Genomic DNA, 26,079 nt, shown 5'->3' with positions numbered 1-26,079 from the left:
CTAAACAGCGCTTTTTCGCCGCAATGCAGCAAAACTTGCTGCGTCTGCGCAGTAAATGGGCTATGAAGGCAGGGAATGCAGCTGCCGCTTGCCCGTTCTAGGACGGGTGTGCCGCCCCCGGAAGGAAGCCGAGACGTGCGACGCCTTGGACTGCAAGACCCCGCCAACCGCCCGAGTGATCGGCGCGGGCTGGGCATCCCTCTCTCAGTGTTCCGGCTGCATCGCATTTACAGGAGAGACATGTCATGAACCCAATTTCCCAACCGTTGGAGCTGCAGGCGGCTGCAATGCGCGTGGCTGGATACGCCGTGGTCAGCCAGATGAAGATTATGCAGATCATGGCCCGGTCGGCCATGGAACTGCCGATGGCGCCCTTGCACGCGCTGCGCAATACAGCATCGGAGCCGGCGCCGGCCAAACCTGCAGCAAAACGTGCGGCTTCACCTAAACCTGTTGCCAAACCGGTCGCAAAACCTGCTCCGGCTAAGCGGGCCTCGACTGCCAAGAAGGTGCAATCCAAACCCGCCGCATCTAAGCCTAAGGCCGAGCCGGTTGCAAAATTCACCGCCAAACCGCGCCCGGCGGCAAAACCCGCAGCCGCCAAAGTTGCCCCCGCACCTGCAACGCCTAAACCGGCGGCTAAGGCTGCGCCGGCGGCAGCAAAGCCCAAACCGGCTGCTAAGACGACCCCGGCAACAGCAAAGACAAAACCAGCGGCCAAGGCAGCGCCTACACCGGCGACATCCAAACCCTCGGCCAAGGCTGCCCCTGCGCCCGCAACACCTAAACCTGCGGCTAAGGCAACTCCGGCAAAGACCGTGGCTAAAAAGGCGGCACCGGCCAAAACTCCTGCGGCCCCCAAGACTGCGCCAAAACCCGCGGCCAAGGCACCAATCGCGGCGCCGGCCAAAGCGGCTGCAGCGACCACAGAGGCCCCTAAACCGGCCCCTCGCAAGACGCGCGCGCCGTCTAAACCGCCCGCGATGCCCAAGGTCGTTGCGAAATCCGACGAGTAATCGGGGTCATCTGCTTGACACGGTCGGGCTGGCGCGCCAACGCTGCGCGTCATGATGGATCTTCGCCCGGTCGGATATGTGATTGGCATGCTGGTCGCCATTCTGGGGGCGACCATGCTGCTGCCTATGCTTGCCGACATGATCGAGGGGCGGGGCGAGTGGCATGTCTTTCTTGAAAGCGCGATCATCACCGTTCTGACCGGGGTTGTCCTTGCGCTGAGCTGCGCCAATGGCGTGGGCGAAGGTCTGACCATCCGTCAGACCTTTTTGCTGACCTCGGGCGTCTGGGTCGCGCTGCCGGTGTTCGGAGCAATTCCGTTTCTGTTTGGCGAGACCGAGCTGCGCTTTGTCGACGCGTATTTCGAAGCGATGTCGGGCCTGACCACCACCGGATCGACCGTGATTTCGGGTCTGGATGACCTACCGCAGGGCCTGCTGCTATGGCGCGGTATCCTGCAATGGCTGGGCGGCATCGGGATCATCGTTGTGGCTATGGTTTTTCTGCCCGAGCTGCGGGTCGGTGGTATGCAAATCTTCCGCTCGGAAGGTTTTGAAACCATGGGGAAAATCCTTCCCCGCGCGCAGGAGATTGCGGGTCAGATATCGCTGATCTATGTGTTCCTGACACTGGCCTGTAGCCTTGTCTATGCAGCCGTTGGGATGGGGTTCTTTGACGCGACGGTCCACGCCATGACCACCATCGCAACGGGCGGATTTTCGAACTACGACAGCTCGTTTGCAACCTTCAGTGGCCCGGCGGAATACGCGGCCTCGGTCTTCATGATCCTCGCGGCACTGCCTTTCGTACGCTACGTGCAACTGGCCAATGGCAACACCTCGTCGCTATGGCAGGACAGTCAGATCCGCGCCTTTCTGGCAACCATACTGGTTCTGGTCGTGGTCATGTCCGTCTTCCTGACCTCGGTCTTCCCGCACCATTGGGAAAGGGCCCTGCGCGAGTCGCTGTTCAACATCACCTCAATCATCTCGGGCACTGGCTATGCGAGTGTTGACTACATGCTGTGGGGTAGCTTCCCGATCATGTTGTTCTTCCTGATCGGCCTGATCGGAGGCTGCGCCGGATCGACCGCCTGTTCGATCAAGGTGTTCCGCTATCAGCTTCTGTTTGCGTCAATCAAAACGCAGATCCGGCGCATTCGATCGCCGCATGGGGTGTTCGTTCCGCTTTACGACGGGAGGCCCGTCAGCCGGGACGTTCTGACCTCGGTCATGAGCTTTTTCATGTTCTTCGTCCTGTCGATGGGGATTTTGTCCTGGGCGCTGGCGCTGACCGGACTGGACTTCATCACATCTGTTTCGGGTGCCGCGACGGCGTTGGCCAATGTCGGGCCGGGGCTGGGGAACCAAATCGGGCCGGCGGGCAATTTTGCTGGCCTGAACGACACCGCGAAATGGCTGCTGACCGCAGGCATGCTGGTCGGCCGGCTTGAGTTGCTGGCCGTGTACGCAATCTTTACCGTGCAATTCTGGAGAGACTTATGAAAAGACCCCTTGGCGCGCAGCTGTCTCACATGCTGAGGGATCGCGGCGTGGATGTGATTTTCGGCATTCCCGGCGTCCACAATCAGGAAATGTACCGCGGCATTGAAGAGGCCGGGATCACCCATGTGCTGGCCCGGCATGAGCAGGGCGCCGGTTTTATGGCTGATGGCTATGCGCGCGCAACGGGCAAGCCAGGCGTTGCCTATGTCATCACGGGTCCGGGGCTGTGCAATATCATGACGCCGATGGGGCAGGCCTATAGCGACTCGGTCCCGATGCTGGTGCTGTCATCCTGTCTGGATGAGACGCAGGTGCAGCGCGGTCAGTTGCACCAGATGAAGGACCAGCAAGGGGCGGCGGGCACGGTCGCGGATTGGTCGGCGCAGGCGAACACCGCGCAGGCCGCTTATGGTCTGGTCGAGCGTGCGTTTGAGGAATTCGAACTCTCGCGTCCGCGGCCAAAGCACATTCAAGTACCGATTGCGCAGCTTGAGGGCGATGCCGATCCCGCGCCATTCCCGAACCAACCGGCCTTACGCCCCAAGGTGTTTGCCCCGGACGTCGCGCCTGTTGTGTCCTTGCTGAACATCTCCAAACGACCTTTGTTCATTCTGGGCGGCGGCTGCAAATCGAACGAATGGCGGCAGATCCTGACTCAGCTGGGAGCGGCCTGTTTCACCACCTACGCAGGGCGTGGCTTGGTCGGTGCGAACTATCCATTGGATTTCGGGGCGATGCTGCCTCGGCCCGGCAGCGCCGAGGTGATCGCCTCAGCCGATCTGGTGATCGCTGTTGGGGCCGAGCTGGGCGAGGTTGACCTCTGGCGGGAAGAGCTTGGCCATTCGGCGCATCTGGTCCGCGTCGACTTGGACCCCGAGGTCCTGTCAGACCGCCATCGCGCCGCAGTCAAAATTCAGGCCGACAGTGCCAGCTTTGCCCGCGCTCTGTGGGCCATTACCGAAAGCGCCAAACCTGCGACAGGCTGGACGGCTGAGGAAGTCGCCGAGGCGCGCGCCCGTTGGCGGGCCGAGGTCGATGCTGAGCGCCCGGGTATCCTGCCCGTCGCTGATGCGCTGCGCGCCGCGATGCCTGCCGACACCATGATCTATTCCGACATGACCCAATTCGCCTATGCCGCGAAAGAGGTCTGGGATATGGCCTATCCCCATCATTGGCACCATCCGACCGGCTTTGGCACCTTGGGCTATGCGTTGCCCGCTGGCATTGGCGGGGCGGTGGCGCGACGGGGTCGGCCGACGGCGGTGATCGCCGGGGATTATGGGTTCCACTACACGATACAAGAACTGGGCGTGGCGGTGGAACTGGGCCTGTCTTTACCGATTATCCTCTGGGACAACGGCAAGCTGAAAGAGATCGAGGACAGCATGGTCCGCAGCCAGATTGCGCCTAACGCGGTTGTGGTGCGCAATCCTGATTTCTGCAAACTCGCCGAGGCGTTCGGGGCACTGTCCAGTGCTCCGAAAACTGTGGATGAGATGCAGGAGGCGGTCAAAGCCGCGTTTCAGGCCACGGGACCGACACTGATCTACGTGACGCCGGACATTCTTTAGTTGGGAAACAAGAAAGCCGCCGCGCAGATGCGCAGCGGCTTTTTCAGTTTCGGGACTTTGTTAGTCCCAGCAATGTACCAAAACGGTCATCCCGTTGGCGCGGCGGCTCAGCTCGTTGGGTGAGATCTCAGCCGTTTCTTGCGCCGCTTGGCCCGAGATACCTGCTTGCGTCAGGACGTCATTCAGCCCTTGGGTCGAAACCGCCAGACTGACCGAGCCGGGCAGGGTGCGGCCTTCGGACGGGGTGGGCAGAAGCATGCCAACAACGCTGCCACTGTCGTCAAAGACCGGACCACCGGCATCGCCCGGCTGTGCGGCCAGAGCGAGACGTTTCACACCGGCTTCTCCGTTCAGGCCGCGCACGTCTGCGATCTGACCGAAGGTGAGCGTCGGTGCCCCCAAAGCCCCTTCGTAAGAGAAACCGGAGACCGCGACCTCGGACTGAATACGCGGCTGGTCTGAGCGGAACTCGGCCACGTTGATCGGGGCCAAAGACTCGCGCGGGCGCAGAACAGACACGCCCAGATCGGCGTCCGTCCAGGCCACCTGAAGCTCCTGATCGCCTTCCAGCGTGACACGGCTGCAGCTGTCGGCGGCCTCGGACACAGTCAGGACAGTGCCGGACGCATCCGCAAAGAAGCCCGAACGGGACAGGCGCGGTTTGCGAACCTGAAGCCCCGAGACCAGATCGACGCGTTGCTCAGCATCTGTGCCTGCGCTGGAATCCAGAACCGCGTCGGTGGTGGCAAAGCTGGCCTTCATCGCAGCCAGAACACGGGCACGGCGGGCCTCATCGCCCTCGGGCCAGACTAAGGTGAAGCCTTTGATCTTGCCATCCTTCAGCGCCGCTTCGGTGTAAGAGACGATGCCTTTGCCGCGCCCTTCCAGAGTAAAGCGATCGCCGCGCAGTTCTCGTGGACCGTCCAGCGGCACGATTTCCAGCGACTGCATAACCTCATACAGCGCGCGCAGGGTGGATTTGCCACCCTCCTGACTGATCAGCAGCGCCTGTGCGTTCAGGTCAGAGGTGCTTTGGAAATGCGCGAAAGGGGCCTCATTGCGGTCAAAGGCGATGGCCTCCAGCGGCAGATCGACCGAGATCCCGGCCTGATCGTCGGTGTATCGCGCCATTCCGACGCTGATTAGCGGAGCGTTATAGTCTTCAATCAATGCGGCGCGTTGGACGGTGGTCAGAACGCCGGTTGCCTCATATCCGTTAAAACTCTGCCAGTCGGCCATCGAACGACGTGTACCTTGGCCGAAGGCTCCGTCTATGGTCGAGTTATAGAACCCCGCGGCCTGAAGGGCTGTCTGCAGGTCCTTACGTTCCTGAGACGTCAGCAAACGCTCAGATTGCAACGCTTGGGCACGGGTTTCATCCGACGACTGCGTGGTTGCATCGGACAGCGTGTCGACGGAGGGCTGTTCGGGTTCAACGGTCGGGGCGACGGTGCCCCGGTTCAGCACATTCGCGCCAACCGGCCAGTACTGCTGGCCCAAGGAACTTGAGAAAGTGATGAAACTGTCGCGAGGAATTTGTCCTTCGGCGCGGTAAACCCGCAGCACCTGTTCTGCGTCGCTGCGCAGATAGGGGCCGATCACAATGGCGTACCAACCGCTGCCCAGGCGAAAGCCGTTCACGTCAGGCAGTGCGCGGGCGTAATCCTGCGCACGATCTTGTGCCTCACGCAGGGATGGCTGCGCCTCGACCTGAACCCAGACGCCCTGATCTTGCTGGGCGGTTGCCGCGCGTAGGCCGACCAAAAGAAACAATAGAATTGCCGTAAATACTCGTGTCATTTTCTGCCCGTTTATGCAGTTTTGATGCTTTTGCTCAGAATACCCGATTTCGGGTGGCGAAAGCCATGGTGGGAATGCGGGGAATTTGCGGTGTGGCAGCGCAGATACAGCAGGGACCTATTGGCCCGTTGACGCCCCTCGGCCCCTTGCATAGGAAGGGCCAAACCCATCGGAACCGGGCGCAGGCGCGCCCAAAGGGAATGTCATGACCGATCAGTCCAGCGCACCTCGTTCTTTTCAGGAGATCATCCTGCGGCTTCAGACCTATTGGGCCTCGAAAGGCTGTGCGATTTTGCAGCCTTATGACATGGAGGTCGGTGCAGGGACGTTCCACCCGGCGACAACCCTGCGCGCGCTGGGGTCCAAGGCATGGGCCGCGGCTTATGTTCAGCCTTCGCGCCGTCCGACCGACGGGCGCTATGGTGAGAACCCGAACCGTCTGCAGCACTACTATCAGTATCAGGTTCTGATCAAACCCAGCCCGCCGGACCTGCAAGAGCTGTATCTGGGCAGCCTCGAGGCCATCGGCATCGACATGGAGCTGCACGACATCCGTTTTGTCGAGGACGACTGGGAAAGCCCGACCCTCGGCGCGTGGGGCCTAGGATGGGAGGTTTGGTGCGACGGTATGGAAGTCAGCCAGTTCACCTATTTCCAGCAGGTCGGTGGTCATGATTGCACGCCGGTCTCAGGTGAACTGACCTATGGATTAGAGCGTCTGGCGATGTATGTGTTGGGCATCGACCATGTGATGGATATGCCGTTCAACGATCCTCAGTCCCCCAGCCCGCTGACATACGGTGACATCTTCAAGCAGACCGAAGAGGAATACGCCCGTTGGAACTTTGATGTGGCCAACACTGAGGTTTTGCTGCGTCATTTCGAAGAAGCTGAGGCCGAATGCGCCACCATTCTGGAGCAACAGCATGATGATCCTAAAACCGGCAAGCGCATCGTGATGGCGCACCCGGCCTATGATCAGTGCATTAAAGCCAGCCACATCTTCAACCTGCTGGACGCGCGCGGGGTGATCTCGGTGACCGAACGGCAGGCGTACATCGGCCGTGTACGGGCGCTGGCGAAGCAATGCGCGGATGCGTTCGTTCTGACCGAGGCCGCCGGGTACGAGGCCTGATGCAGCGTTCAGGCCAATCCGGGCAGCAATGCCTTGAGGCCGTCAGAAATCATGCCGATGGCGATGGCCGAAAGGATCATGCCCATGAAGCGGCTCATGATGACACGCGCGTTGCTCGAAAGACGTTTGGACAGCCATGGGGCATTCCAGAACGTAACCAGAAGCAAGGCGACGACGGTCAGGAATACACCTGCGAAAACAACAGCTTCAAGCGGCTTGTTGACGTGATGCGCGTACAGGATCAGGGTTGTGATCGTGCCTGGACCGACCAGAATGGGAAAGGCCAGCGGGTAGAACGCGACTGTGTCAGGCGCAGGATAGGCCTCTTTTTCTCCGTCCGTCCCGTGATGCGAGCTGCTTTCGTTGCCGTTCAGCATGTTCAGGCCGATCATGAGCACGACCAACCCTCCGGCGACGCGCAGATGGTCTACGCTGATGCCGAACAGGCTCAGCGTCTGACTGCCAATGGCCGCGAACGCACCGCCCAGGATCAAACAGTAGAGCGCGGTTTTGACTGCGACTTTACGTTGATCCGCAGGGGGCAGGTCCTGCGTAACACTCAGGAACACAGGCAGGTTGGTGATCGGGTTCATGATCGCAAACAGCGCACCAAAGAACCCAACGGCGAGGGTCGATTCCATGAAAACACCCTTGTGGTTTAAAGTTTTACTGCGAAACCTGTCCCATTTTTCAGGAACTTGAAAGAGGCAGCCTAAGACAATGACGGGAAAATTGCTTGCGATCATTCTGGGGCTTTCGGCCGTGCTGGCCGGGGCGGGCATGTATTACCTGCAAGTCTACGGCTTTTATTATGAGGTCGAAACCAAGCCCGGACAGGACGTTACTCTTTTGTCTGTGGGCGGTGAAACTCCTCAGCCGATTGCCTATTCGTTGTTTCAGGCGATTGATGCAGACAGCTCTCCGATCCGGTACCGGGCCTGCTTCAACACGGATCTCTCCAAGGAACAATTGTCGGGTTTCACAACGGTCGAGAATGCAGAGCCTTTGACCGCTCCGGGTTGGTTCGACTGCTATGATGCGGTCGCTATAGCCGATGCGTTGAAGACGGGGCAGGCGCAGGCCTACATGAGCGCGAAGAATATCCACTACGGGGTGGACCGCATTGTTGTGATTGCTGAGGATGGGCGTGGCTTTGTCTGGCATTCTCTGAACAATTGCGGTGAAAAAGCCTATGATGGCACCGTGGTCGGCGAGGAATGCCCACCCAGACCGCAGCAGTAAGGAGACCGCCATGCAGCACGTCGTCGAAATCCCTGAGTTTCTGACGGCGACCTTAGGTTTTGCCGTCTACCTGCTTGGCGCGCGGATCAATGATCAAGTCGCCGCACTTCGCAATTTCAACATCCCCGAACCCGTGACCGGAGGGTTGCTGGCTTCGTTTGCCGTTCTGGCGCTGTATTTGATATTCGATCTTGAACTCGCATTCGAGCTGGGTACGCGGGATTTTCTACTGGTCGTATTTTTTGCCGGGATCGGATTGAATGCACGTCTTTCGGACCTGATTTCGGGCGGCAAGCCGCTGTTTTTGCTTCTGATCCTGACCCTTGTGACGATCGTTTTGCAAAACGTGATCGGTGCGGCTGGCGCTTCCATGTTTGGTTATCCGGCGCAGGCGGGTGTTCTGTTCGGCTCGGCGGCGCTGATCGGCGGGCACGGGACCGCAATCGCATGGGCGCCCGAAGTTGCGCGGGCGACAGGGTTGGACAGCGCGACCGAGTTGGGTGTTGCCGTTGCAACGCTAGGTTTGGTTCTGGCCGCCCTGGTCGGTGGACCGATTGCGCGGTTGCTGGTTGAAGGGCGCAATCTCAGCCCCGACCGTCCAGACGAAGGGCCCAGTGTCGGATTGCCGGACGAAACAGAAGGCAGGTCGCTCGATATCGACCACGTGTCGATCATGCGCGTTTTGCTGCATCTCAACCTCGCGATCATTGCGGGTTATTCTCTGGGCGAAGCGATCTCAGCTGCCGGTCTCAAGCTGCCGCTGTTCGTGCCATGTTTGATCATGGGAATCGTCATCGCCAATGTGCGCGCCTTAGTGGCACCGTCAGCCCCACCGGTATCGCGAACGCCATCGCTGGCGTTGATCTCGGAATTTGCCTTGGGCGCGTTTCTGGCGATGTCACTGATGAGCCTTCAGCTCTGGACCATCGCCGAGCTTGGCATGGCCATCGTCGTCATCATGTCCGCCCAGACCCTGTTCACGGTGGTTTTTGTGCTGTGGGTGCTGTTCCCGGTCATGGGTTCAAACTATCGCGCCGCGGTGTTGGCTGCGGGGTTCGGAGGCTTCGCCTTGGGCGCAACCCCCACTGCTATTGCGAATATGACCGCGGTAACCAAGCGATATGGTCCATCGCCTATTGCCTTTATCGTGCTGCCCCTTGTATCCGCATTCTTTGTGGATATCGCCAATGCCATCGTCATCCAGACGATCGTAAATTTCTAAGGACCGAAAATGCCCGACCTGCTGATCGAACTGTTTTCCGAGGAGATCCCCGCGCGTATGCAGACCCGCGCGGGTGAGGACCTGAAAAAGCGGATCACCGATGGTTTGGTCGAGGCCGGTTTGACCTATGCCTCTGCCGCCGCCCTGACTACGCCGCGCCGTCTGACCTTGGCGGTCGAAGGGCTGCTGGCCGAGAGCCCGACGATCCGTGAGGAACGCAAAGGCCCCAAGGTCGGGGCACCTGACAAAGCGATCGAAGGCTTCCTGCGCGGTGCAGGTCTGACCCGCGAGCAGTTGGAAGAACGCGACACCCCTAAAGGTGCGGTCTTTTTCGCCCAGATCGAAAAGCCCGGACGCCCGGCGGCAGAGATCGTGGCCGAAGTGCTTGAGGCCACGATCCGTAACTTTCCATGGCCCAAGTCGATGCGCTGGGGCAGTGGACCGATGCGGTGGGTGCGGCCTCTGCACTCGATCCTGTGCATCCTGACCGATGAGGCGGGCGCGCAGGTTGTCCCGCTTGAGGTCGAAGGCATCACATCCGGTGACACGACCGAGGGCCACCGGTTCATGGCCCCGAACCGCTTTGCCGTTTCCTCGTTCGAGGATTACGCCGCCAAGCTGAAACGCGCCTTTGTGGTCCTCTCGCCCGAGGAACGCGCCGAGCATATCTGGAACGACGCCCAGAACATGGCCTTTGCCGCCGGTCTGGAAGTGGTCGACGACAAGGGCCTGCTGGCCGAGGTCGCTGGTCTGGTCGAATGGCCCGTGGTGTTGATGGGGCAGATCGACGACGAATTCCTGGACCTGCCGCCCGAGGTGCTGCAGACCTCGATGAAAGAGCATCAGAAGTTCTTTTCCGTGAAGAACCCCAAGACAGGCCGGATCGAGCGTTTCATCACCGTCGCCAACCGCGAGACCGCCGACAATGGCGCGACGATTCTGGCCGGGAACCAAAAGGTCCTCTCGGCCCGTTTGGCGGATGCCAAGTTCTTCTGGGAAAACGACCTGCGCATCGCCAAATCGGACATCGCCCAATGGACCCGCGCGCTGGAGAATGTGACCTTCCACAACAAGCTGGGCACTCAGGCAGAACGCATCGACCGCGTCGCCGCACTGGCCCGCGAACTGGCGCCTGTGACCGGAGCGGACGCTATTCAGGCGGAGAAAGCCGCGCGTCTGTCCAAGGCCGATCTGAGTTCCGAGATGGTCTATGAATTCCCAGAACTTCAGGGGCTTATGGGCCGCTATTACATCGAAGCAGCAGGCGAGGATGCCGCCGTGGCCGCGGTGGCACAGGATCACTACTCGCCGCTTGGCCCGTCAGATGACGTGCCGACCGCGCCGCTTTCGGTGACAGTGGCGCTGGCCGACAAGCTGGACACGCTGACCGGGTTCTGGGCGATTGATGAGAAGCCGACCGGTTCGAAAGACCCGTTTGCTCTGCGTCGTGCCGCATTGGGTGTAACTCGATTGATACTCGAAAACGATCTACGGCTGTCTTTGGATCGGTTCTTTGACAGCCAACTGATACGAGCAGAAAGCGCAATCAATGAGGCGCTGCCGGAAGCCAATGTTCTTGATCTGTTGGAAGAAATCGCAGAACGAGGTGTCTTTGGTGCTGCATTCCAGACGGTAATTGACAAAATAGATGATTTGCCTGCGGCAGCTTTTCTTGAACTTGAGAAAAAGGTCCCAGATGCATCTGACGATCTCCTCTCCTTCTTCCACGACCGCCTCAAAGTCTTCCTCCGTGATGAGGGCATCCGTCACGACGTCATCGACGCCTGTATTGCGATGGACGGCAATGATGACCTCAACCTGCTGGTCAAACGCGCCCGCGCGCTGAACGCGGTGATCGCGACCGAGGATGGCGAAAACCTCGTGCAGGGGTTCAAGCGGGCCAACAACATCCTGACACAGGCCGAAGAGAAGGACGGGGTCGAATACTCCTACGGTGCGGATGTGAAATTCGCCGAGACCGACAGCGAAAAGGCTCTGTTCTCGGCGCTTGACGCGGCGCAGGCGCAGATTGATCCGGCGCTCAGGGCCGAGGATTTCCCAACCGCCATGGCGGCCATGGCCGCTTTGCGCGGGCCGGTGGATGCGTTCTTTGAGGATGTTCAGGTCAACACCGACAATGACATCCTGCGCCGCAACCGTCTGAACTTGCTCAGTCAGGTACGCTCGGTCTGTTCCAGCGTTGCCGATCTGACCAAGATCGAAGGCTAAAGCTCTGGGCGCGCGGATTTGCGCGCCCAGATCACCCTTGCGTGACGGGCGCATGGGCCTATGCTGCGGTGAAACCAAAAGGTGCCGCAGTGCAGAATAATCCGCATACCACGCTCATCACGTCCACCGCGCCAGTTGCCCCGCACACCCATGGGGGGCGGGCAAAGTGCCTGCAACGTCTGGTCCGGTTGGAGATGCCGGTGCCGCGCACGGTCGCGTTGTCTTTTGACGCGGTGCAGCGCATTGCCGAAGGACAAATCCCCGACCTGGCCGCAATCCTTGAGCAATTCGAGCCTACGGCCTTGCTGTGTGTGCGTCCCAGTTCCGAGGACCCCGATTGGGGCGGCCCCGGTGCGGTTTTGAATATCGGCATGAACGAAGCGCGGTTTGCCGAGCTGTCGAACTCGATGGGCGATGAGCCTGCCGCAGCCATGTATCTGCGCTTTGTGCAAAGCTACGCGATCCATGTGGCGCGTCTGGATGCGGATGTGTTCGACGAGATCGACGAGGACGGTGTCGCGGGGTTGAAGCGTACTCTGCACGCCTACGAGGATGAGACCGATGAGGTTTTCCCCGAGGATCGCGGTGAGCAGTTGATTGGCGTTTTGCGCTCCATGGCGCGGGCTTGGGATGGCACCTCGGCGCGCCTGTTGCGTCAGGCCAAAGGAGCTCCGGCCGATGCGGGATTGGGGCTCGTCATCCAAGAGATGATCCCAGGCGTCGGGCAGGGCGAATGCGGTTCGGGCGTGTTGCAACTGGTGGATCCGACCACTGGGATGCCTCAGATCACCGGCCGTTATCTGAGCCAGAGCCAGGGGCGAGATGCGTTGGGCGAAAACGTCTCGGCGCTGTATCTTGAGAAAGACCCACGGGGGCCGTCGCTGGAAGAAGTGGCTCCTACTGCGTTTGCCGAACTAAAGGCCCAGGCCGCTTTGATGCGCGAGAAGCTGCGCGAGGAAATGCAGGTCGAATTCGTGATCCAGAACGGCAACGTGCATATTCTGGACGGCGTGCGTGTTCAGCGAACCTCGCGCGCGGCGATGCGGATTGCGGTGAGGTTGGCTGAAGACGGTATCATCCCGCCACAAGAGGCGGTGATGCGCGTGGACCCTCATGCACTGAACGAACTGCTGCACCGGCAGGTCCACCCCGAGGCAGAGCGGGATGTGCTGACCACCGCGATTGGCGCAAGTCCGGGGGCGTCGACCGGCAAGATCGTGTTTACGGCCGCCGAGGCGCAAGCCAGCGCCGCGCGGGGTGAGGCCTGTGTTCTGGTGCGCCGCGAAACCTCGCCCGAGGATGTGCGGGGCATGCATGCTGCCGTTGCCGTTCTGACCGAAAAGGGCGGGATGACCAGCCATGCCGCCGTAATCGGGCGGGGTTTGGGTCTGCCTTGCATTGTCGGCGCGTCTGAGATGCGGTTCCAGACCAAGAAGAAAATGCTGACGACCCCGGATGGACGTGTGTTCAAGACCGGTGACATTCTGACGATCGACGGAAGCTCGGGGCAGGTTCTGGCGGGGCAGCCCGAGATGCTCGAGGCCGCGCTGGACGACTGTTTCCAGACACTCATGGGCTGGGCTGATGCCGAGCGGGACATCGAAATCCGCGCCAATGCAGATACCCCTGCGGATGCGCAGACCGCGCGGAATTTTCAAGCGCAGGGCATCGGTTTGTGCCGGACTGAGCATATGTTCTTTGATCCCGGCCGCCTGATCGTGATGCGCGAGATGATCTTTGCGCAGACCTCCTCGGGTCGTGCCGCCGTGTTGGAGCGTTTGCTGCCCATGCAGCGCGACGATTTTGTGCAGCTTTTCCGTATCATGGAGGGGCAACCGGTCTGCATTCGCCTGTTTGACCCGCCGCTGCACGAATTCCTGCCCACCACCCGCGGCGGCCAGCGCGAACTGGCCGAAGCGCTGGATCTGCCTGTCTCGGATGTAGAGCGTCGCGTCTCCGCAATGACCGAATACAACCCAATGCTGGGCCTGCGCGGGGTTCGTCTGGGCGTTACAGTGCCTGAAATCTACGACATGCAGGCTCGCGCGATCTTTGAAGCCACGCTGGAGGCTCGGAAGAACGGCGCGCCGGTCGTGCCTGAGGTGATGATCCCTCTGGTTTCGGCCAAGCGGGAGGTCGAGCTGGTAAAATCCCGGATCGACTCGGTGGCGGCCGCTGTTGCAGCGGAAAAGGGGCAGGAGTTCGAATACCGCCTCGGCGTGATGGTTGAAACACCACGCGCCTGCCTGCGTGCTGAAGAGATTGCACCAAACACCGCGTTTTTAAGCTTCGGAACCAACGACCTGACCCAGATGACCTATGGTCTTTCACGCGACGACGCGGGGCGTTTCATGTCGGCCTATGTCCGGCAGGGGGTGTTCACCGAAGACCCGTTCCATGTTCTGGACGCGGACGGGGTGGGCGAATTGCTCAAGCTCGGGTCTGAAAGGGGGCGCGCGGCCCAACCCGATGTGACCCTTTCGGTCTGTGGAGAACACGGCGGAAACCCCGAATCAATCGCCATTTGCCGCGATCTGGGCTTCGACTATGTGTCCTGCTCTCCGTTCCGAGTACCGGTCGCTCGGCTGGCTGCCGCTCAACTGACGATTTCGTCCAGACTTGGGGGTTGACAGCAGCCTGAAACCCAATGATTAGTGGTCAATAAGCGAACTTGTGGCGGAATTGTTTTTCTCCACGAGCGAATTTCCACTTGTATTTGCCTCTGATCTGGACCTTTGCGCAAGACTGCGCTAAATGCCTCGTCGCGCCCGCCGGGGGAGGGTTTGGCGCGTGAAGTGCCTGTGCGAGGTTATCTGATGCTACGTTACATAATGGCTGTTGCCACATTGGCGGCAACCGTGCTGCCGAGTGCGTCCTACGCTGAGAGGGAAGCTACGGATGCCAATAAGAAAGAACTAGTTGCCCGCAGTGAATTGCCGGGTCAGAGCTTTCGGGATTATCTGAAATTGTTCCAGCCGCGCAAAGTGGTGGAACCGATCAAAGTGTCCTATTCCAAGGATTGGCTGGACCAACAGCCCAAAGCGTCCGGAGATGAAGGCTGGGAATGCCTGTCCGAGGCGCTGTATTTCGAAGCCCGCGGCGAAAGCGTGCGCGGTCAGTTTGCAGTGGCCGAGGTTATCCTGAACCGGGTCAAGAGCAGCCGCTTTCCCGATAGCCTTTGCGGTGTGATCCGTCAGGGAACCGGTAAAAAGTACCAGTGCCAGTTCACCTATACATGCGATGGCCGCAAGGAAGTGATCCACGAGAAGAAAGCCTTTGAGCGTGTCTCGAAAGTCGCCCGCGCGGCGATGGATGGCGTTGCCAAAGAGCTGACTGAAGGGGCGACCCACTATCATACCACTGCGGTCCGCCCGTCCTGGGCGCGGGTTTATAAACAGACGGCGAAGATTGGTGTTCACATCTTCTACCGTCACAATTACCGCACTGCGAGCAACTGAGGCAGGTCTAGCGCTGCGTCTTGAATTCAAGGCGCAGCGTATACCATTGCACGCAGAAAAAGCGTCGAAATCAGCGGTTGGAATGGCGTTTGTATGAATGCTATAGGCCCTCGAAACGCCTAGACTTGGCGAATGTTTCAACGAGCCCAAGAAGGCCTGACCCATGAGTTCTGAAATCCGCCTCGCTTTTGCGCACCCCTCTGAACGGTCCGAGGCGACCTCGCCCAGAGGGCCTTTGGATCGCATCTCGCTTCGTGATCATACTGTCGAGGTTGAGATCGGTGCCTTTCAGGCCGAACGCGGCACAACCCAGCGTATCTGCTTTAATATCGTGGTTGAGGTGCGTCCGCTGACCTCGGATATTGACGATGATGTGGATCGTATCCTGTCCTATGACCGCGTGACCGAGGCGATTGCCTATGAATTGGCGGCCGAGCGTCTGAACCTGTTGGAAACGCTGGCTGAACGCGTGGCCGAACGTATCCTACTTGAACCACAGGCCGTCAGGGTGTTTGTCCGTATCGAAAAGCTGGATCGCGGCCCTGGTGCGCTCGGGATCGAGATAGTGCGCGGCAAGGACGCCGTGCACCACGACGTAGTCGAAGAGGAACGCCCACATCCGCGTCTTGTTTATCTATCGAATGAGGCGATGGCCTCGGATAACCTGACCGGCTGGATTGATCAGTTGGAAAACCGTCAGCGTCCCTTGATCCTGTGTGTCGGGGCCTCGGACCTTCCAGTGCCGCAGACCGGTCACGCCATGACCCAGCGCCGCATCGACCTGTTGTCGATCGAACAGAACGCGTGGGTTCTGGCCGCGCGCGATCATCGCTGCGTGGTCGTCTCGACGCGGACCGAGCTGGATTGGGCGATGAAGAACGGCCAGATTTGCGTTTGGGCCCCGTCAAAGATCGTTCTCGATGCTGTCGACGGCCCCTCGGCCGCGCCATCCGACGCGGTTGCGCTGGCCGCATGGTTTGCGGCCACCTTTGAGGCCAGCGAGATGATGGTGATCGGAGGCGCCTTGCCCAAGGAGCCGAAAACGCCGCTGCGTGCTGTGGCCATTGATCAGGCACAATTGTGAGCCGCTACTACCGACCACTGGTACAGCACGGTGCGGCTCGTCCGGATGACGCCATGCCTTTGGCCGGGCAATCGCTCTGGTTCACTCATGCCGAAGCGCTTTCGCGCGATGGAGCGTCTCAGGTCGTAGCCGCAGCGGATATCCCCGCGGATGTGCTACAGCGTCTCAGCCGCCCGCGCGCGGCCCTGTCCGGTTTGGATATGGCGCGTCCACATATCATGGGCATCCTGAACACAACGCCTGACAGCTTCTCGGACGGTGGCATCCACAGCTCGGTCGAGGCGGCGCGGGCAGGGGCCATTGAGATGGTCTCGCACGGCGCCACGATTCTAGATATCGGCGGAGAATCCACTCGTCCCGGAGCAGATTTTGTGCCCGCAGACGAAGAGATCACCCGGACCCGCCCGGTGATCGAAGCGATCCGGGCTGAGACCAACGCCCTGATCTCAATCGACACACGCAAGACCGCTGTAGCCAAAGCGGCCTGCGAGGCCGGGGCGGGTCTGGTCAATGATGTCTCGGGCTTCACATTCGACCCGGAGCTTGCGCCTTTCTGCGCAGGGCTGGGCGCGCCAGTCTGTGTCATGCATATGCAGGGCGATCCTGCGACCATGCAGGACAATCCGGTCTATGAAAACGTCGTGCTGGATGTCTACGATTTTCTGGTCGGTCAGATCGAACGGCTTGAGGCGTTGGGCCTGAACCGGGATCTGATAATCGTCGATCCGGGCATTGGTTTCGGCAAGACCGAGGACCACAATCTGGCCCTCCTGCGCAACTTAAGCCTGTTCCACGGTTTGGGTTGCCCGATTCTACTGGGCGTCTCGCGCAAGGGCTTTATCGGCTCCATCGGGCAGGAGCCGCGAAAAACCGCGCGCGCGCCGGGGTCAATCGCGGTTGCTCTGGACGGATTGTCCCAGGGCGTGCAGATCATTCGGGTCCATGACGTGGCCGAGACAGCTCAGGCCTTGCGCCTATGGGCTGCCGTCCGTTAATCCGGTCACAAGCGAATTATACGGAGAGTCGACTATGCGCAAGCTGTTCGGAACTGACGGTGTGCGAGGCACAGCTAATACGCATCCGATGACAGCAGAAATGGCCTTGCGCATAGGTGCGGCGGTTGGGCGTTATTTTCGCCGTGATACGACTGGGGTTCACCGCGTGGTCATCGGCAAGGACACGCGACTGTCTGGCTATATGCTGGAAAACGCGCTGACGGCGGGATTGACCTCGACCGGTATGAACGTGTTGCTGCTGGGTCCGGTGCCGACCCCTGCGGTGGGTCTGATGACCCAATCCATGCGCGCGGATCTGGGCGTCATGATTTCGGCCAGCCACAATCCGGCGGCAGATAACGGTATCAAGTTCTTCGGGCCTGACGGATATAAACTCTCAGATCAGGCCGAGCTTGAAATTGAGCGTTTGATCGAAGAAGGCGTCAACCCCGCTCAGGCGCAAAATATCGGGCGTGCCCGCCGGGTTGATGACGCGCGGTTCCGCTATGGCGAGCGGGTCAAATCCTCGCTTCCGCGCGATGTGCGTCTGGATGGTTTGAAAGTGGTGATCGACTGCGCCAACGGTGCCGCCCACCGCACGGCGCCCGAGGTCCTGTGGGAGCTTGGCGCCGAAGTTATCCCGATGGGCGTGTCGCCGAACGGCAAGAACATCAATCTCGAATGTGGTTCAACCAAGCCGCGCGTGGCTGCAGAAACCGTTGTGTCGCATGGCGCGGATGTGGGTATCTGCCTCGATGGCGACGCGGATCGGGTTGTCGTTATTGATGAAAATGGCAAGGTTGCCGATGGCGATCAACTGATGGCCCTGTTGGCCGGGGCTTGGGCTCGGGCTGAGCAGCTGCGTGGTGGTGCCCTGGTAGCGACGGTCATGTCCAACCTCGGGCTGGAACGGCATCTGCAAGGGCAAGGCCTGCGGCTGGAGCGGACAGCGGTCGGGGATCGGTATGTCGTAGAACGGATGCGCCAGGGTGGCTTTAACCTTGGTGGCGAGCAATCCGGCCATATCGTCATGAGCGACTATGCCACAACTGGCGACGGCCTGATGGCTGGGCTGCATTTCTTATCGGAGATGGTTCTGAGCGGACGCAAAGCTTCTGAGCTTGCGCAGCAGTTTGAAAAGGTTCCTCAGCTGTTGAAAAACGTACGCTACCAACAGGGTCAACTGCCGCTTGAGGTGGCCAGCGTTCAAGCAGCGATTGCCGATGCCGAAGCGCGCCTCAACGGGCAGGGTCGTTTGCTGATCCGCAAGTCAGGGACCGAGCCTCTGATCCGCGTCATGGCTGAATGCGAGGACGCCACCCTGTTGGCGCAGGTGGTTGATGGCATCGTGGCCGAGGTTGAGGCGGCGGCGTACTAGCGGCCCATCAGAGCTTTGCGCAGGCTGAACCACTGGCTGATGGCCATGCCCGTCAGGATCAAGGTCAGTGCGATGTAGAATCGCAGGGGCAGGGCTTCGGACAGAATCCATGCTCCGAAAACCATCGACCAGACGGGAACCTGATAGTTCACGAGGGTCAGAAATACCGACCCCGCGCTGCGCGTGATCGAGACACGCAAGAGGTTCGCCAAGGCTGTCGGTACCAGGCCCAGTACGATCAGCGCCAGAGTGGGGCGGGTGCCTTGCCATTCGGGCAACCCCTCGGTCATCAGCATGATTGGCAGCAGCAGCGCCGCGCCCACCAGCAATGTCAGGGCCGCCAGTGCAACCGGATCAACCGGGGGGCACCGTCGCGTCAGGATGGATGAAACCGCATAGCACAATGCCGCCGTGATGCAGGCCATTTGCGCAAGTGGCTCGGTTCCTTGGCCCAGTTGCAAAAGCCCCGGACCTATCAGGACCAATGCGCCGGAAAACCCAAGGCACACCCCCAGAAAACGACGCAAGTTGAGCGGTTCGTCCGAGAAGAAATGCGCCAGTGGCAGCACCATCAAGGGGATGGTCGCCATAGACAGGCCCGCAAAGGCCGACGGCACAAATTGCTGCCCCCAACTCAGCAGCATGAACGGTATCGCCGTGGACAGCAGGCCGATCAGGATGATTGAGCCGCCAAGTGCCGTGGTGAGGGTTGGAAACCGGCGTCCAGTGATCCGCATCAGCAAGAGCAACGTCAAAGCGCCAAGCGTAGTGCGGGATGTCGCAACCGTGATCGGGCCATACCCCTCAAGCGCCATGGCTACGACCATGAATGTACCGCCCCAGATAAGGCCAAGCGAGAAGACGCCGATCCAATCCTGTTTTGTGGGCTGGGACACCATAGTAGTACCTGTGGGTTTGGGGTAAAAACACTTTTTATCAGGCGTTTATGGGCTGAGTTTTATGCAAGTGCAAATGAAAAGGGCGGCCATACGGGCCGCCCTTTCACCGACCAAGCCGGGCTTAGTTCTTTTCTTTGTCGACCATTTTGCCGGCCGAGATCCAGGGCATCATGGCGCGCAGTTTGGCGCCGGTTTCCTCGATCATGTGCTCGTCGTTGGCACGGCGCGATGCTTTGATAGTGGGCTGGCCAACCGCGTTCTCCAGCATGAAGTCACGAACGAATTTACCCTGCTGGATGTCGTTCAGAACCTCTTTCATACGCGCTTTGGTCTCGTCGTATTTCAGGATACGCGGGCCGGTGACGTACTGGCCGTACTCAGCCGTGTTCGAGATCGAGTAATCCATGTTGGCGATGCCGCCTTCATAGATCAGGTCAACAATCAGCTTCACTTCGTGCAGACACTCGAAGTAAGCCATCTCGGGCGCGTAGCCCGCTTCGACCAGAGTTTCAAAGCCGCAGCGGATAAGCTCTACGAGGCCACCGCACAGAACGGCTTGTTCGCCGAAGAGGTCAGTTTCGCATTCTTCACGGAAGTTGGTTTCGATGATGCCCGAGCGGCCGCCACCGATGGCCGAGCAGTAGGAAAGGCCGATTTCCAGTGCTTTTCCGGTTGCGTCGTTGTTGACGGCAACAAGGCAAGGCACGCCGCCGCCTTTGGTGTATTCGCCACGTACGGTGTGGCCGGGGCCTTTGGGAGCCATCATGATGACGTCGACGCCTTCTTTCGGCTCGATCAGGCCGAAATGGACGTTCAGCCCGTGAGCGAAGGCAATGGCTGAGCCCGGTTTGATGTTGTCATGCACGTATTTCTTGTAGGTTTCAGCCTGCAGTTCGTCGGGCATGGTGAACATGATGACGTCGCACCAGGCTGCCGCTTCGGCGATACCCATGACCTCCAGACCTTCAGCTTCGGCTTTCTTGGCCGAGGGCGAGCCTTCGCGCAGGGCAACGACCAGGTTCTTCGCACCCGAGTCGCGCAGGTTCAGCGCGTGCGCGTGACCTTGCGAGCCATAGCCCAGGATGGCCACTTTTTTGTCTTTGATCAGGTTGATGTCGCAATCGCGATCGTAATAGACGCGCATTTCGCTGGTCCTTTCTGTTTCGATTGCTGTGCTTTTAGCCTGAGCCTTTGGTATTGGCGATAGGGTTGAGACTGAGTATTTGTAAAAAAGATGAAGAATAATTCTCTGAATTGTGGAAACGTGAAAAAATCATGCTTGATGATGTTGATCGGCGGATACTGCGCCATTTTCAGGCGGAGCCAAGCCTGACAACGGCCGAACTTGCCGAACGGTGCCGTATCAGTTCGGGTGTTTGCTGGCGACGGATCGAAAAAATGCAGGCGGCGGGGGTGATCGAAGGCCAAGAGGCCGTGATCGACTGGGCCGCTTTGGGCTACGCCGTCGAGGTCTCGTTGAGGATCACACTGGACAAGACACAAGCACGTGCGTTTGACGAATTTACTGCGGCCGCGCGCGAGGTTGCCGAGGTAATCGAGATTCAAACCTTCCTTGGCCGCGTGGATGTGCGCCTTTCGGTACTAGCGCGGGATATGGCCCACTATCAGCAGGTCTATCGGGACCGCATTCTGACCCTACCGCATATCGCCGATATCGAGGCCTTGATGCACATCGCGCGCGTCAAACGGGATGAGGTACTACCAGTATGATCGAGCTGGATGAGATCGACCGCAAGATTCTCCGCGCGCTGGTTCAGGACGCAACCCAAAGCGCCGGCGCGCTTGGGCGTCGTCTGGACCTGTCGCAACCCGCCACGTGGCGGCGCATTCGCCGGCTGGAAGAGGCGGGCGTAATCAAGGGCCGTCGTCTTCGCCTGAATGCCGAGGCTTTGGGGTTCGGCGTGACCGTCTTCCTAGGAGTTAAACTGGCGCGCAAGGGGCAGGTGAGTCTTGAGGATTTCGAACGCGCCGTCAGCGCCATCCCCGAGGTACAGACCGTCGAGCATGTTCTGGGGTTATACGATTACCGCCTGCGCGTGGTTGCCCGAGACCTGTCGGATTTCGAACGGGTCCTGCGGCGGCGGATTATGACCCTTCCCGGTGCCGGCGATGTCGAGGCAAATGTCTTGCTCAGCGAAGAACGGTTACCCGGACCAATTGGTTGAACCGGATCAGTACTTGGTGCGAATGCAGAAGCCCGGATGATGCGTCATCCGCGCAAAGGTCAGGGGCTTTTCATCTTTCCAGGTTGTGCGCTCCAATTGAATCATCGACGTGCCCGCGGTGGTGCCCATGAATTCGGCCAATCGGCTGTCGGCTGACACGGCGCAAAAGGCGACCTCGGCATCGGTGAACGGCGCTGCGTTCAGTAGCCATTCATGTGGGCCATTGTCGTTCAGATCAGCCTCCTCGACTTCGGGCACGGTATCAAGGTTGATCCAGCGCTCTTCCAGCTGAAATGGCCTATTGTCGGCGTAGTGCATGCATATGACATGCAGGATGCGGGCATCTGGCGCCACGCTGAGCTGCGATGCCAGCCAGCCGGGGCTGGTGACAACGTTGCGCTCGACCAGGGCATAGCGATATGCCGCGTTCTGGTTTTCAACCACCTGACGAGTCAAGAAAAACTCCAGCTTGGCATGTTTGCTGGGCTCTTTCTTGACGCGTGTTCCGCTTTTGCGTTTGCGTTCGACGACCCCCTGATCAGCCAGTTCGCGCAGGGCGCGGTTAACGGTCGCGCGGGCACAATTGAATTCTTCCGCCAGCTGGGTCTCGGTCGGCAGCAATGATCCCTGAGGCCAAATTCGGCTTTCGATCCTGCGTTTTACCTCATCTCGAACACTCTGAAAGCTGATCCGCTTATTTGCAGTCACGGGTTTTAATTTCCCTTCGTTTTAAAAGTGTATGCATCTGGGCAGAAGCACGCAGAAGTGTAAAGGGTATGTGATACTAGTTGGCGTCAATACTAAAGAATTGGCGTGTTTGAGGGTTAATTTTAACTGAAAAACAAAGGTGACTTTGCGTCACCTTTTCGTCGGAAATGCGCTTTACCCGCAATGATAATGTGTTGAAGGTGCCATCAACACTGATTGAAAGGACATCAAATGCCCGCCTTGCTGGACTCCATCGACCCAAATGGCCTCGAAGAATTTTCGGTTGTGTTTACGGACCGATCTCTGAATCACATGTCTGCAAGCTTTCAGCAGGTGATGCGCGAAATCTCGGGCATGCTGAAACAGGTCTACAATGCGGATGGCGTTGCCATCATCCCCGGTGGTGGCACCTATGGGATGGAGGCCGTGGCTCGTCAATTTGCCCGTGATGCCAATGTCTTGGTGGTGCGCAACGGGTGGTTTTCCTACCGTTGGAGCCAGATTATCGAAAACGGCGCTCTGACCGGATCGGTCACCGTGATGAAGGCGCGTGAGACCGGCAATGACAGTCCTTCGCCTTTTGCGCCCGCGCCAATTGACGATGTGGTTGCGGCGATCCGCGAGCAGCGCCCGGATGTGGTGTTTGCCCCGCATGTGGAAACCTCGGCCGGGGTGATTCTTCCGGATGACTATGTTTCGGCCATGGCCGCAGCAGCGCATGAGGTCGGCGCGCTGATGGTTCTGGATTGCATCGCGTCGGGCTGCGTGTGGGTCGACATGAAGGCCACCGGTGTGGACGTTCTGATCTCGGCCCCCCAGAAAGGGTGGAGCGCGTCGCCTTGTGCCGGTCTGGTCATGCTCTCGGACCGGGCCGAGGCGCGGCTACAGGACACCCAGTCCGACAGCTTTGCCATTGATCTCAAGAAGTGGCGGCAAATCATGCAGGCCTATGAGGATGGTGGTCATGCCTATCACGCGACCATGCCAACCGACGCGCTGCGCGCGTTCCGCGATACGATGGCCGAGACACAGGACTACGGTTTTGAGAAACTGCGTAAGGCGCAATGGGCCTTGGGCAATGGCGTGCGCGCGATGCTGAAAGACAAGGGCATCGTTTCGGTCGCGGCCGAGGGCTTTGGCGCTCCGGGCGTCGTGGTCAGCTATACGGCTGATCCCGAGATCCAGAACGGCAAGAAATTCGCCGCTTTGGGGATGCAGATCGCGGCTGGTGTGCCTCTGCAATGTGATGAGCCTGCCGGTTTCAGCACCTTCCGGTTGGGTCTGTTCGGTCTCGACAAGCTCTACGACGTCGATGGTACGATTGCGCGTTTGAAGCGCGTGTTGGATCAGGTTCTGTAAGCCACTAGGGCCTCAGCGCATGCCGAGGCCCATCTGCATCAAAGTCTTGCGCACCGGCGCCATGGAATAAAGCGCGTTCAGGCCCATGGCGCGCGCGTCCCTCAGGGGTCGCGCCTCAAGCATCGAGGTGCGGTTCAGAAGGTCGATCCCCTTCACCCGCAGCTCGATCTCGGCATGGCGGGCCTTGTGGTAGGCCTCTAGCATCTGTGCGTCACCCAGACCATCGGGGCGGGCCTGTGCAAGGTCCAGCAGAGTCCGCAGATCGCCCAATGACATGTTCAGACCCTGCGCGCCGATGGGCGGCACGACATGGGCGGCTTCGGCCATCAGGGCAATACGTTCACCCGACAACCGCTCAGCCGATTGGCTGATGATCGGCCAGATCGTGCGGCGTGAGGCCAGCTTCAAAGGTCCGAACAACCCGCAAGAGCGTTCTGTCATCGCGGCCTCAAAAGCCTCGGTGTCGAGGTTCAGCAGTTCGACCGCGCGCGGGCCGCGCTCCATCCAGACAATGGCCGACGATGGCTGACCCTGCCAATCGGGCAAGGGCACCAAGGTGAATGGCCCGCCAGAACGGTGGATCTCGGTCGAGACATTCTCATGCGCAATGGGGTGTGTCACCGCAAAGGCCAGGGCCTTTTGACCGTAACGCGTGGTGTGAACGGAAATCCCGGCGGCTTCGCGCATCGGTGAGTTGCGACCGTCTGCGGCGATCACCAGCTTGCAGCGGATACGGCTACCGTCGCTCAGCCCTACTCGGGCCTCGGCGGTACGAGTGAACAGGCTGACCGTCGCGGTGCCAGGACGGAAATCGACATTGGGCAGCTCGGACAGGCGCGCGACCATCTCGCGCCGCAGCAGCCAGTTGGGCAGGTTCCAGCCAAAAGGTTGCTCGGAAATGTCCGAGGCGTTGAAGTCCCGCACGACGCGCGGTTCGGGAATGTCTCCGCCTGCGTCAACGATCCGCATGACTTGCAGCGGTGCGGCGGGGCTGTCCAGCCGGTCCCACACTCCGCATTGTTCCAGCAAAATGCGGGAGGGTTGCAGAAACGCGGTGGTCCGCAGGTCAGAGCCATCCGCGTCGCGTTCGGTGATTGGCAGTGTCGGGTCCACGCAGACCACGTTGAACCCAGCGGCGCCAAATGCGGCGGCAGCGGTCAGCCCGGCGATGCCGCCGCCGGAAATCAGGATGTCACAGCTGTCAGTCATGGCGCATTCTCCGTTCTCGGCAAAACCTAGTTCGGTTCATGCCTCTGCGCCAAGCGACATCCTGTCCCGCGTGTCAGCCCCGCGAAATCAGGATGAGGACCAGAAACATCATCGGAACCATCATCAATGCAGGGATGTATAGGCCCGGCAGACCAAACAGCAATGCCGAACAGCCCCACATGCTGACAATCGCAGCGGCGGTATAGCCCAGATCCTCGGGGCGGCCATCGGCCACGTCGCGGGCCATCCAGCCAAAGAGGGGAATTGCAAAGAGCAGGCGCTGCCAAATCGGCAGGCGCTGCGGCATCATTGTCGCGGTCATCGGGGTCTCCGTTCTGTTCGTCGCAGACCGGCATATAGGGATGATTTTGCAGCTGCAGAATATACAGATCGTCGCAGTGTGACAGCCTATCGCAGGCGGGCGAGGAAGGCGGTCAGATCGTCTGTGTGGTGGTGGATATGATCGGCGTCATGAGGGTCAGGCGCGACGTGAACCGTGCGCATTCCCATCTCATGCGGAGCGGCCAGGTTGCGGGGGTCGTCTTCGAACATTGCGGCCGATTCTGCTGTGATTCCGTCCTGTGCAAAGATTGCCTCGAACGCGGCCTTTTCGGGTTTGGGACGATATCCGGCATGCTCGACCCCGTAGATGGCATCGAACAGACCATTCAGTCCGCGCGCCTCAAGGACACGCTCCGCATAGGGCGCGCTGCCATTGGTGTAGACAATGCGGCGACCGGGCAGGGCGCGGATATGGTCGGCAAGTTCCGCGTCTGGGTCCATATGGCTCAGGTCGACTTGGTGAACCGCGTTTAGGTAAGGGTCGGGGTCCAGGTCATGCTCGGCCATCAAACCGGCCAGCGTGGTTCCGTACTCGCGCCAATAGTGCCCGCGCAGCCGATCAGCCTCGGCCCGGTCGACACCAATCGCTTGCACGACGTAATCCGTCATCAACACCTCGATCTGATCGAATAGGCGCATCTGTGGCGGGTAGAGGGTGTTGTCCAGATCGAACACCCATTGCGTGACGTGGCTGAAGGACGGTTTGACCATGCCTAGGGTGTAGGGCGCTGCGGGCGGGTTTT

General features: G+C 59.9%; 23 protein-coding genes. 14 read left to right on the top strand and 9 right to left on the bottom strand.

Features of this window, described 5'->3' with window-relative positions; genetic code table 11:
* Positions 1-97: 97 nt before the first annotated feature.
* Entirely contained in the window at positions 98-1,069 is a 972-nt protein-coding gene (locus tag ACXAH8_RS09445) for a hypothetical protein (RefSeq protein ID WP_475217823.1), read from the bottom strand.
* Here ACXAH8_RS09445 and ACXAH8_RS09440 point away from each other — a divergent pair.
* On the top strand, positions 1,068-2,519 hold the full coding sequence (locus ACXAH8_RS09440; protein WP_475217821.1) for a TrkH family potassium uptake protein: 1,452 nt from the start codon (positions 1,068-1,070) through the stop codon (positions 2,517-2,519). The genes ACXAH8_RS09445 and ACXAH8_RS09440 overlap by 2 nt on opposite strands.
* Positions 2,516-4,090: a 5-guanidino-2-oxopentanoate decarboxylase gene (locus tag ACXAH8_RS09435; RefSeq protein WP_475217820.1), complete on the top strand. Its 1,575-nt coding sequence runs from the start codon at positions 2,516-2,518 to the stop codon at positions 4,088-4,090. The genes ACXAH8_RS09440 and ACXAH8_RS09435 overlap by 4 nt, the downstream gene beginning before the upstream one ends.
* 60 nt (positions 4,091-4,150) lie before the next feature.
* Here the strand turns inward: ACXAH8_RS09435 and ACXAH8_RS09430 are convergent, their stop codons facing one another.
* Complete coding sequence (locus ACXAH8_RS09430) at positions 4,151-5,890, bottom strand: serine protease (RefSeq protein WP_475217818.1); 1,740 nt, start codon at positions 5,888-5,890, stop codon at positions 4,151-4,153.
* A gap of 205 nt (positions 5,891-6,095) precedes the next feature.
* Here ACXAH8_RS09430 and ACXAH8_RS09425 point away from each other — a divergent pair, with 205 nt between their 5' ends.
* Entirely contained in the window at positions 6,096-7,025 is a 930-nt protein-coding gene (locus ACXAH8_RS09425; protein ID WP_170689909.1) for a glycine--tRNA ligase subunit alpha, read from the top strand.
* An 8-nt stretch (positions 7,026-7,033) separates the two neighbouring features.
* Here ACXAH8_RS09425 and ACXAH8_RS09420 read toward each other — a convergent pair whose 3' ends face one another.
* A complete protein-coding gene (locus tag ACXAH8_RS09420; RefSeq protein WP_475217817.1) occupies positions 7,034-7,666 on the bottom strand; it encodes a MarC family protein in 633 nt (210 codons plus the stop codon).
* A gap of 79 nt (positions 7,667-7,745) precedes the next feature.
* On the opposite strand from ACXAH8_RS09420, the gene ACXAH8_RS09415 reads away from it, so the two are divergent.
* The 8 genes from ACXAH8_RS09415 to glmM all read left to right on the top strand — a co-directional run bounded on the left by ACXAH8_RS09415 (position 7,746) and on the right by glmM (position 18,633).
* Positions 7,746-8,267, top strand: coding sequence for a DUF6446 family protein (locus ACXAH8_RS09415; protein WP_475217815.1), 522 nt, complete (start codon positions 7,746-7,748; stop codon positions 8,265-8,267).
* Between the two features lie 10 nt (positions 8,268-8,277).
* Positions 8,278-9,489, top strand: coding sequence for a sodium/glutamate symporter (gene gltS / locus ACXAH8_RS09410; RefSeq protein ID WP_170376394.1), 1,212 nt, complete (start codon positions 8,278-8,280; stop codon positions 9,487-9,489).
* A gap of 9 nt (positions 9,490-9,498) precedes the next feature.
* A complete protein-coding gene (gene glyS / locus ACXAH8_RS09405; RefSeq protein ID WP_475217814.1) occupies positions 9,499-11,718 on the top strand; it encodes a glycine--tRNA ligase subunit beta in 2,220 nt (739 codons plus the stop codon).
* A gap of 68 nt (positions 11,719-11,786) precedes the next feature.
* Positions 11,787-14,348: a putative PEP-binding protein gene (locus tag ACXAH8_RS09400; protein ID WP_475218087.1), complete on the top strand. Its 2,562-nt coding sequence runs from the start codon at positions 11,787-11,789 to the stop codon at positions 14,346-14,348.
* A gap of 186 nt (positions 14,349-14,534) precedes the next feature.
* Positions 14,535-15,176 (top strand): cell wall hydrolase, encoded by a 642-nt coding sequence (locus ACXAH8_RS09395; protein ID WP_475217813.1) that lies wholly within the window; start codon positions 14,535-14,537, stop codon positions 15,174-15,176.
* Between the two features lie 163 nt (positions 15,177-15,339).
* Positions 15,340-16,260, top strand: coding sequence for a dihydroneopterin aldolase (locus ACXAH8_RS09390; RefSeq protein ID WP_170551528.1), 921 nt, complete (start codon positions 15,340-15,342; stop codon positions 16,258-16,260).
* Entirely contained in the window at positions 16,257-17,255 is a 999-nt protein-coding gene (gene folP, locus ACXAH8_RS09385; RefSeq protein ID WP_475217811.1) for a dihydropteroate synthase, read from the top strand. Before ACXAH8_RS09390 ends, folP begins: the two co-directional genes overlap by 4 nt.
* A 34-nt stretch (positions 17,256-17,289) precedes the next feature.
* On the top strand, positions 17,290-18,633 hold the full coding sequence (gene glmM, locus ACXAH8_RS09380) for a phosphoglucosamine mutase (protein WP_475217810.1): 1,344 nt from the start codon (positions 17,290-17,292) through the stop codon (positions 18,631-18,633).
* Here the strand turns inward: glmM and ACXAH8_RS09375 are convergent.
* A complete protein-coding gene (locus tag ACXAH8_RS09375) occupies positions 18,630-19,532 on the bottom strand; it encodes a DMT family transporter (protein ID WP_475217809.1) in 903 nt (300 codons plus the stop codon). The two genes, glmM and ACXAH8_RS09375, sit on opposite strands and share 4 nt — an antisense overlap.
* Positions 19,533-19,653: 121 nt before the next feature.
* Positions 19,654-20,676, bottom strand: coding sequence for a ketol-acid reductoisomerase (gene ilvC / locus ACXAH8_RS09370; RefSeq protein WP_170457922.1), 1,023 nt, complete (start codon positions 20,674-20,676; stop codon positions 19,654-19,656).
* Between the two features lie 131 nt (positions 20,677-20,807).
* Between ilvC and ACXAH8_RS09365 the strand changes: the two genes are divergently transcribed.
* On the top strand, positions 20,808-21,263 hold the full coding sequence (locus ACXAH8_RS09365) for an Lrp/AsnC family transcriptional regulator (RefSeq protein WP_170551518.1): 456 nt from the start codon (positions 20,808-20,810) through the stop codon (positions 21,261-21,263).
* Positions 21,260-21,718 carry an Lrp/AsnC family transcriptional regulator gene (locus tag ACXAH8_RS09360; RefSeq protein ID WP_170376412.1) on the top strand — a complete coding sequence of 153 codons (459 nt, stop codon included), beginning with the start codon at positions 21,260-21,262 and terminating at the stop codon, positions 21,716-21,718. Before ACXAH8_RS09365 ends, ACXAH8_RS09360 begins: the two co-directional genes overlap by 4 nt.
* 6 nt (positions 21,719-21,724) lie before the next feature.
* Here ACXAH8_RS09360 and ACXAH8_RS09355 read toward each other — a convergent pair whose 3' ends face one another.
* Complete coding sequence (locus ACXAH8_RS09355; RefSeq protein WP_475217807.1) at positions 21,725-22,426, bottom strand: GntR family transcriptional regulator; 702 nt, start codon at positions 22,424-22,426, stop codon at positions 21,725-21,727.
* A gap of 231 nt (positions 22,427-22,657) precedes the next feature.
* Between ACXAH8_RS09355 and ACXAH8_RS09350 the strand changes: the two genes are divergently transcribed.
* Positions 22,658-23,785 (top strand): aminotransferase class V-fold PLP-dependent enzyme, encoded by a 1,128-nt coding sequence (locus tag ACXAH8_RS09350; RefSeq protein ID WP_475217806.1) that lies wholly within the window; start codon positions 22,658-22,660, stop codon positions 23,783-23,785.
* Positions 23,786-23,797: 12 nt separating this feature from the next.
* Here the strand turns inward: ACXAH8_RS09350 and ACXAH8_RS09345 are convergent, their stop codons facing one another.
* The 3 genes from ACXAH8_RS09345 to ACXAH8_RS09335 all read right to left on the bottom strand — a co-directional run bounded on the left by ACXAH8_RS09345 (position 23,798) and on the right by ACXAH8_RS09335 (position 26,047).
* The gene (locus tag ACXAH8_RS09345) at positions 23,798-24,994 is read right to left on the bottom strand and encodes a UbiH/UbiF family hydroxylase (RefSeq protein ID WP_475217804.1); all 1,197 of its coding nucleotides are present in this window, start codon (positions 24,992-24,994) and stop codon (positions 23,798-23,800) included.
* Between the two features lie 73 nt (positions 24,995-25,067).
* The gene (locus tag ACXAH8_RS09340) at positions 25,068-25,316 is read right to left on the bottom strand and encodes a hypothetical protein (protein ID WP_170660432.1); all 249 of its coding nucleotides are present in this window, start codon (positions 25,314-25,316) and stop codon (positions 25,068-25,070) included.
* A gap of 86 nt (positions 25,317-25,402) precedes the next feature.
* Positions 25,403-26,047, bottom strand: a complete 645-nt coding sequence (locus tag ACXAH8_RS09335; protein WP_475217803.1) for a pyrimidine 5'-nucleotidase — start codon at positions 26,045-26,047, stop codon at positions 25,403-25,405.
* Positions 26,048-26,079: the final 32 nt, after the last annotated feature.

The sequence above is a fragment of the Ruegeria sp. ABV3_008 genome, assembly GCF_056161185.1.
This window is presented reverse-complemented; position numbering and strand designations above follow the sequence as displayed.

What these genes read in the sequence shown, in the direction of transcription:
- ACXAH8_RS09345 (WP_475217804.1), bottom strand. Translation starts at nt 24,994, where the DNA reads ATGACTGACAGCTGTGACATCCTGATTTCCGGCGGCGGCATCGCCGGG.
- glyS (WP_475217814.1), top strand. Translation starts at nt 9,499, where the DNA reads ATGCCCGACCTGCTGATCGAACTGTTTTCCGAGGAGATCCCCGCGCGT.
- ACXAH8_RS09430 (WP_475217818.1), bottom strand. Translation starts at nt 5,890, where the DNA reads ATGACACGAGTATTTACGGCAATTCTATTGTTTCTTTTGGTCGGCCTA.
- ACXAH8_RS09365 (WP_170551518.1), top strand. Translation starts at nt 20,808, where the DNA reads ATGCTTGATGATGTTGATCGGCGGATACTGCGCCATTTTCAGGCGGAG.
- ACXAH8_RS09375 (WP_475217809.1), bottom strand. Translation starts at nt 19,532, where the DNA reads ATGGTGTCCCAGCCCACAAAACAGGATTGGATCGGCGTCTTCTCGCTT.
- ACXAH8_RS09445 (WP_475217823.1), bottom strand. Translation starts at nt 1,069, where the DNA reads ATGACGCGCAGCGTTGGCGCGCCAGCCCGACCGTGTCAAGCAGATGAC.
- gltS (WP_170376394.1), top strand. Translation starts at nt 8,278, where the DNA reads ATGCAGCACGTCGTCGAAATCCCTGAGTTTCTGACGGCGACCTTAGGT.
- ACXAH8_RS09395 (WP_475217813.1), top strand. Translation starts at nt 14,535, where the DNA reads ATGCTACGTTACATAATGGCTGTTGCCACATTGGCGGCAACCGTGCTG.
- ilvC (WP_170457922.1), bottom strand. Translation starts at nt 20,676, where the DNA reads ATGCGCGTCTATTACGATCGCGATTGCGACATCAACCTGATCAAAGAC.
- ACXAH8_RS09390 (WP_170551528.1), top strand. Translation starts at nt 15,340, where the DNA reads ATGAGTTCTGAAATCCGCCTCGCTTTTGCGCACCCCTCTGAACGGTCC.
- ACXAH8_RS09350 (WP_475217806.1), top strand. Translation starts at nt 22,658, where the DNA reads ATGCCCGCCTTGCTGGACTCCATCGACCCAAATGGCCTCGAAGAATTT.
- ACXAH8_RS09335 (WP_475217803.1), bottom strand. Translation starts at nt 26,047, where the DNA reads ATGGTCAAACCGTCCTTCAGCCACGTCACGCAATGGGTGTTCGATCTG.
- glmM (WP_475217810.1), top strand. Translation starts at nt 17,290, where the DNA reads ATGCGCAAGCTGTTCGGAACTGACGGTGTGCGAGGCACAGCTAATACG.
- ACXAH8_RS09415 (WP_475217815.1), top strand. Translation starts at nt 7,746, where the DNA reads ATGACGGGAAAATTGCTTGCGATCATTCTGGGGCTTTCGGCCGTGCTG.
- ACXAH8_RS09435 (WP_475217820.1), top strand. Translation starts at nt 2,516, where the DNA reads ATGAAAAGACCCCTTGGCGCGCAGCTGTCTCACATGCTGAGGGATCGC.
- ACXAH8_RS09420 (WP_475217817.1), bottom strand. Translation starts at nt 7,666, where the DNA reads ATGGAATCGACCCTCGCCGTTGGGTTCTTTGGTGCGCTGTTTGCGATC.
- ACXAH8_RS09425 (WP_170689909.1), top strand. Translation starts at nt 6,096, where the DNA reads ATGACCGATCAGTCCAGCGCACCTCGTTCTTTTCAGGAGATCATCCTG.
- ACXAH8_RS09360 (WP_170376412.1), top strand. Translation starts at nt 21,260, where the DNA reads ATGATCGAGCTGGATGAGATCGACCGCAAGATTCTCCGCGCGCTGGTT.
- ACXAH8_RS09340 (WP_170660432.1), bottom strand. Translation starts at nt 25,316, where the DNA reads ATGACCGCGACAATGATGCCGCAGCGCCTGCCGATTTGGCAGCGCCTG.
- ACXAH8_RS09440 (WP_475217821.1), top strand. Translation starts at nt 1,068, where the DNA reads ATGATGGATCTTCGCCCGGTCGGATATGTGATTGGCATGCTGGTCGCC.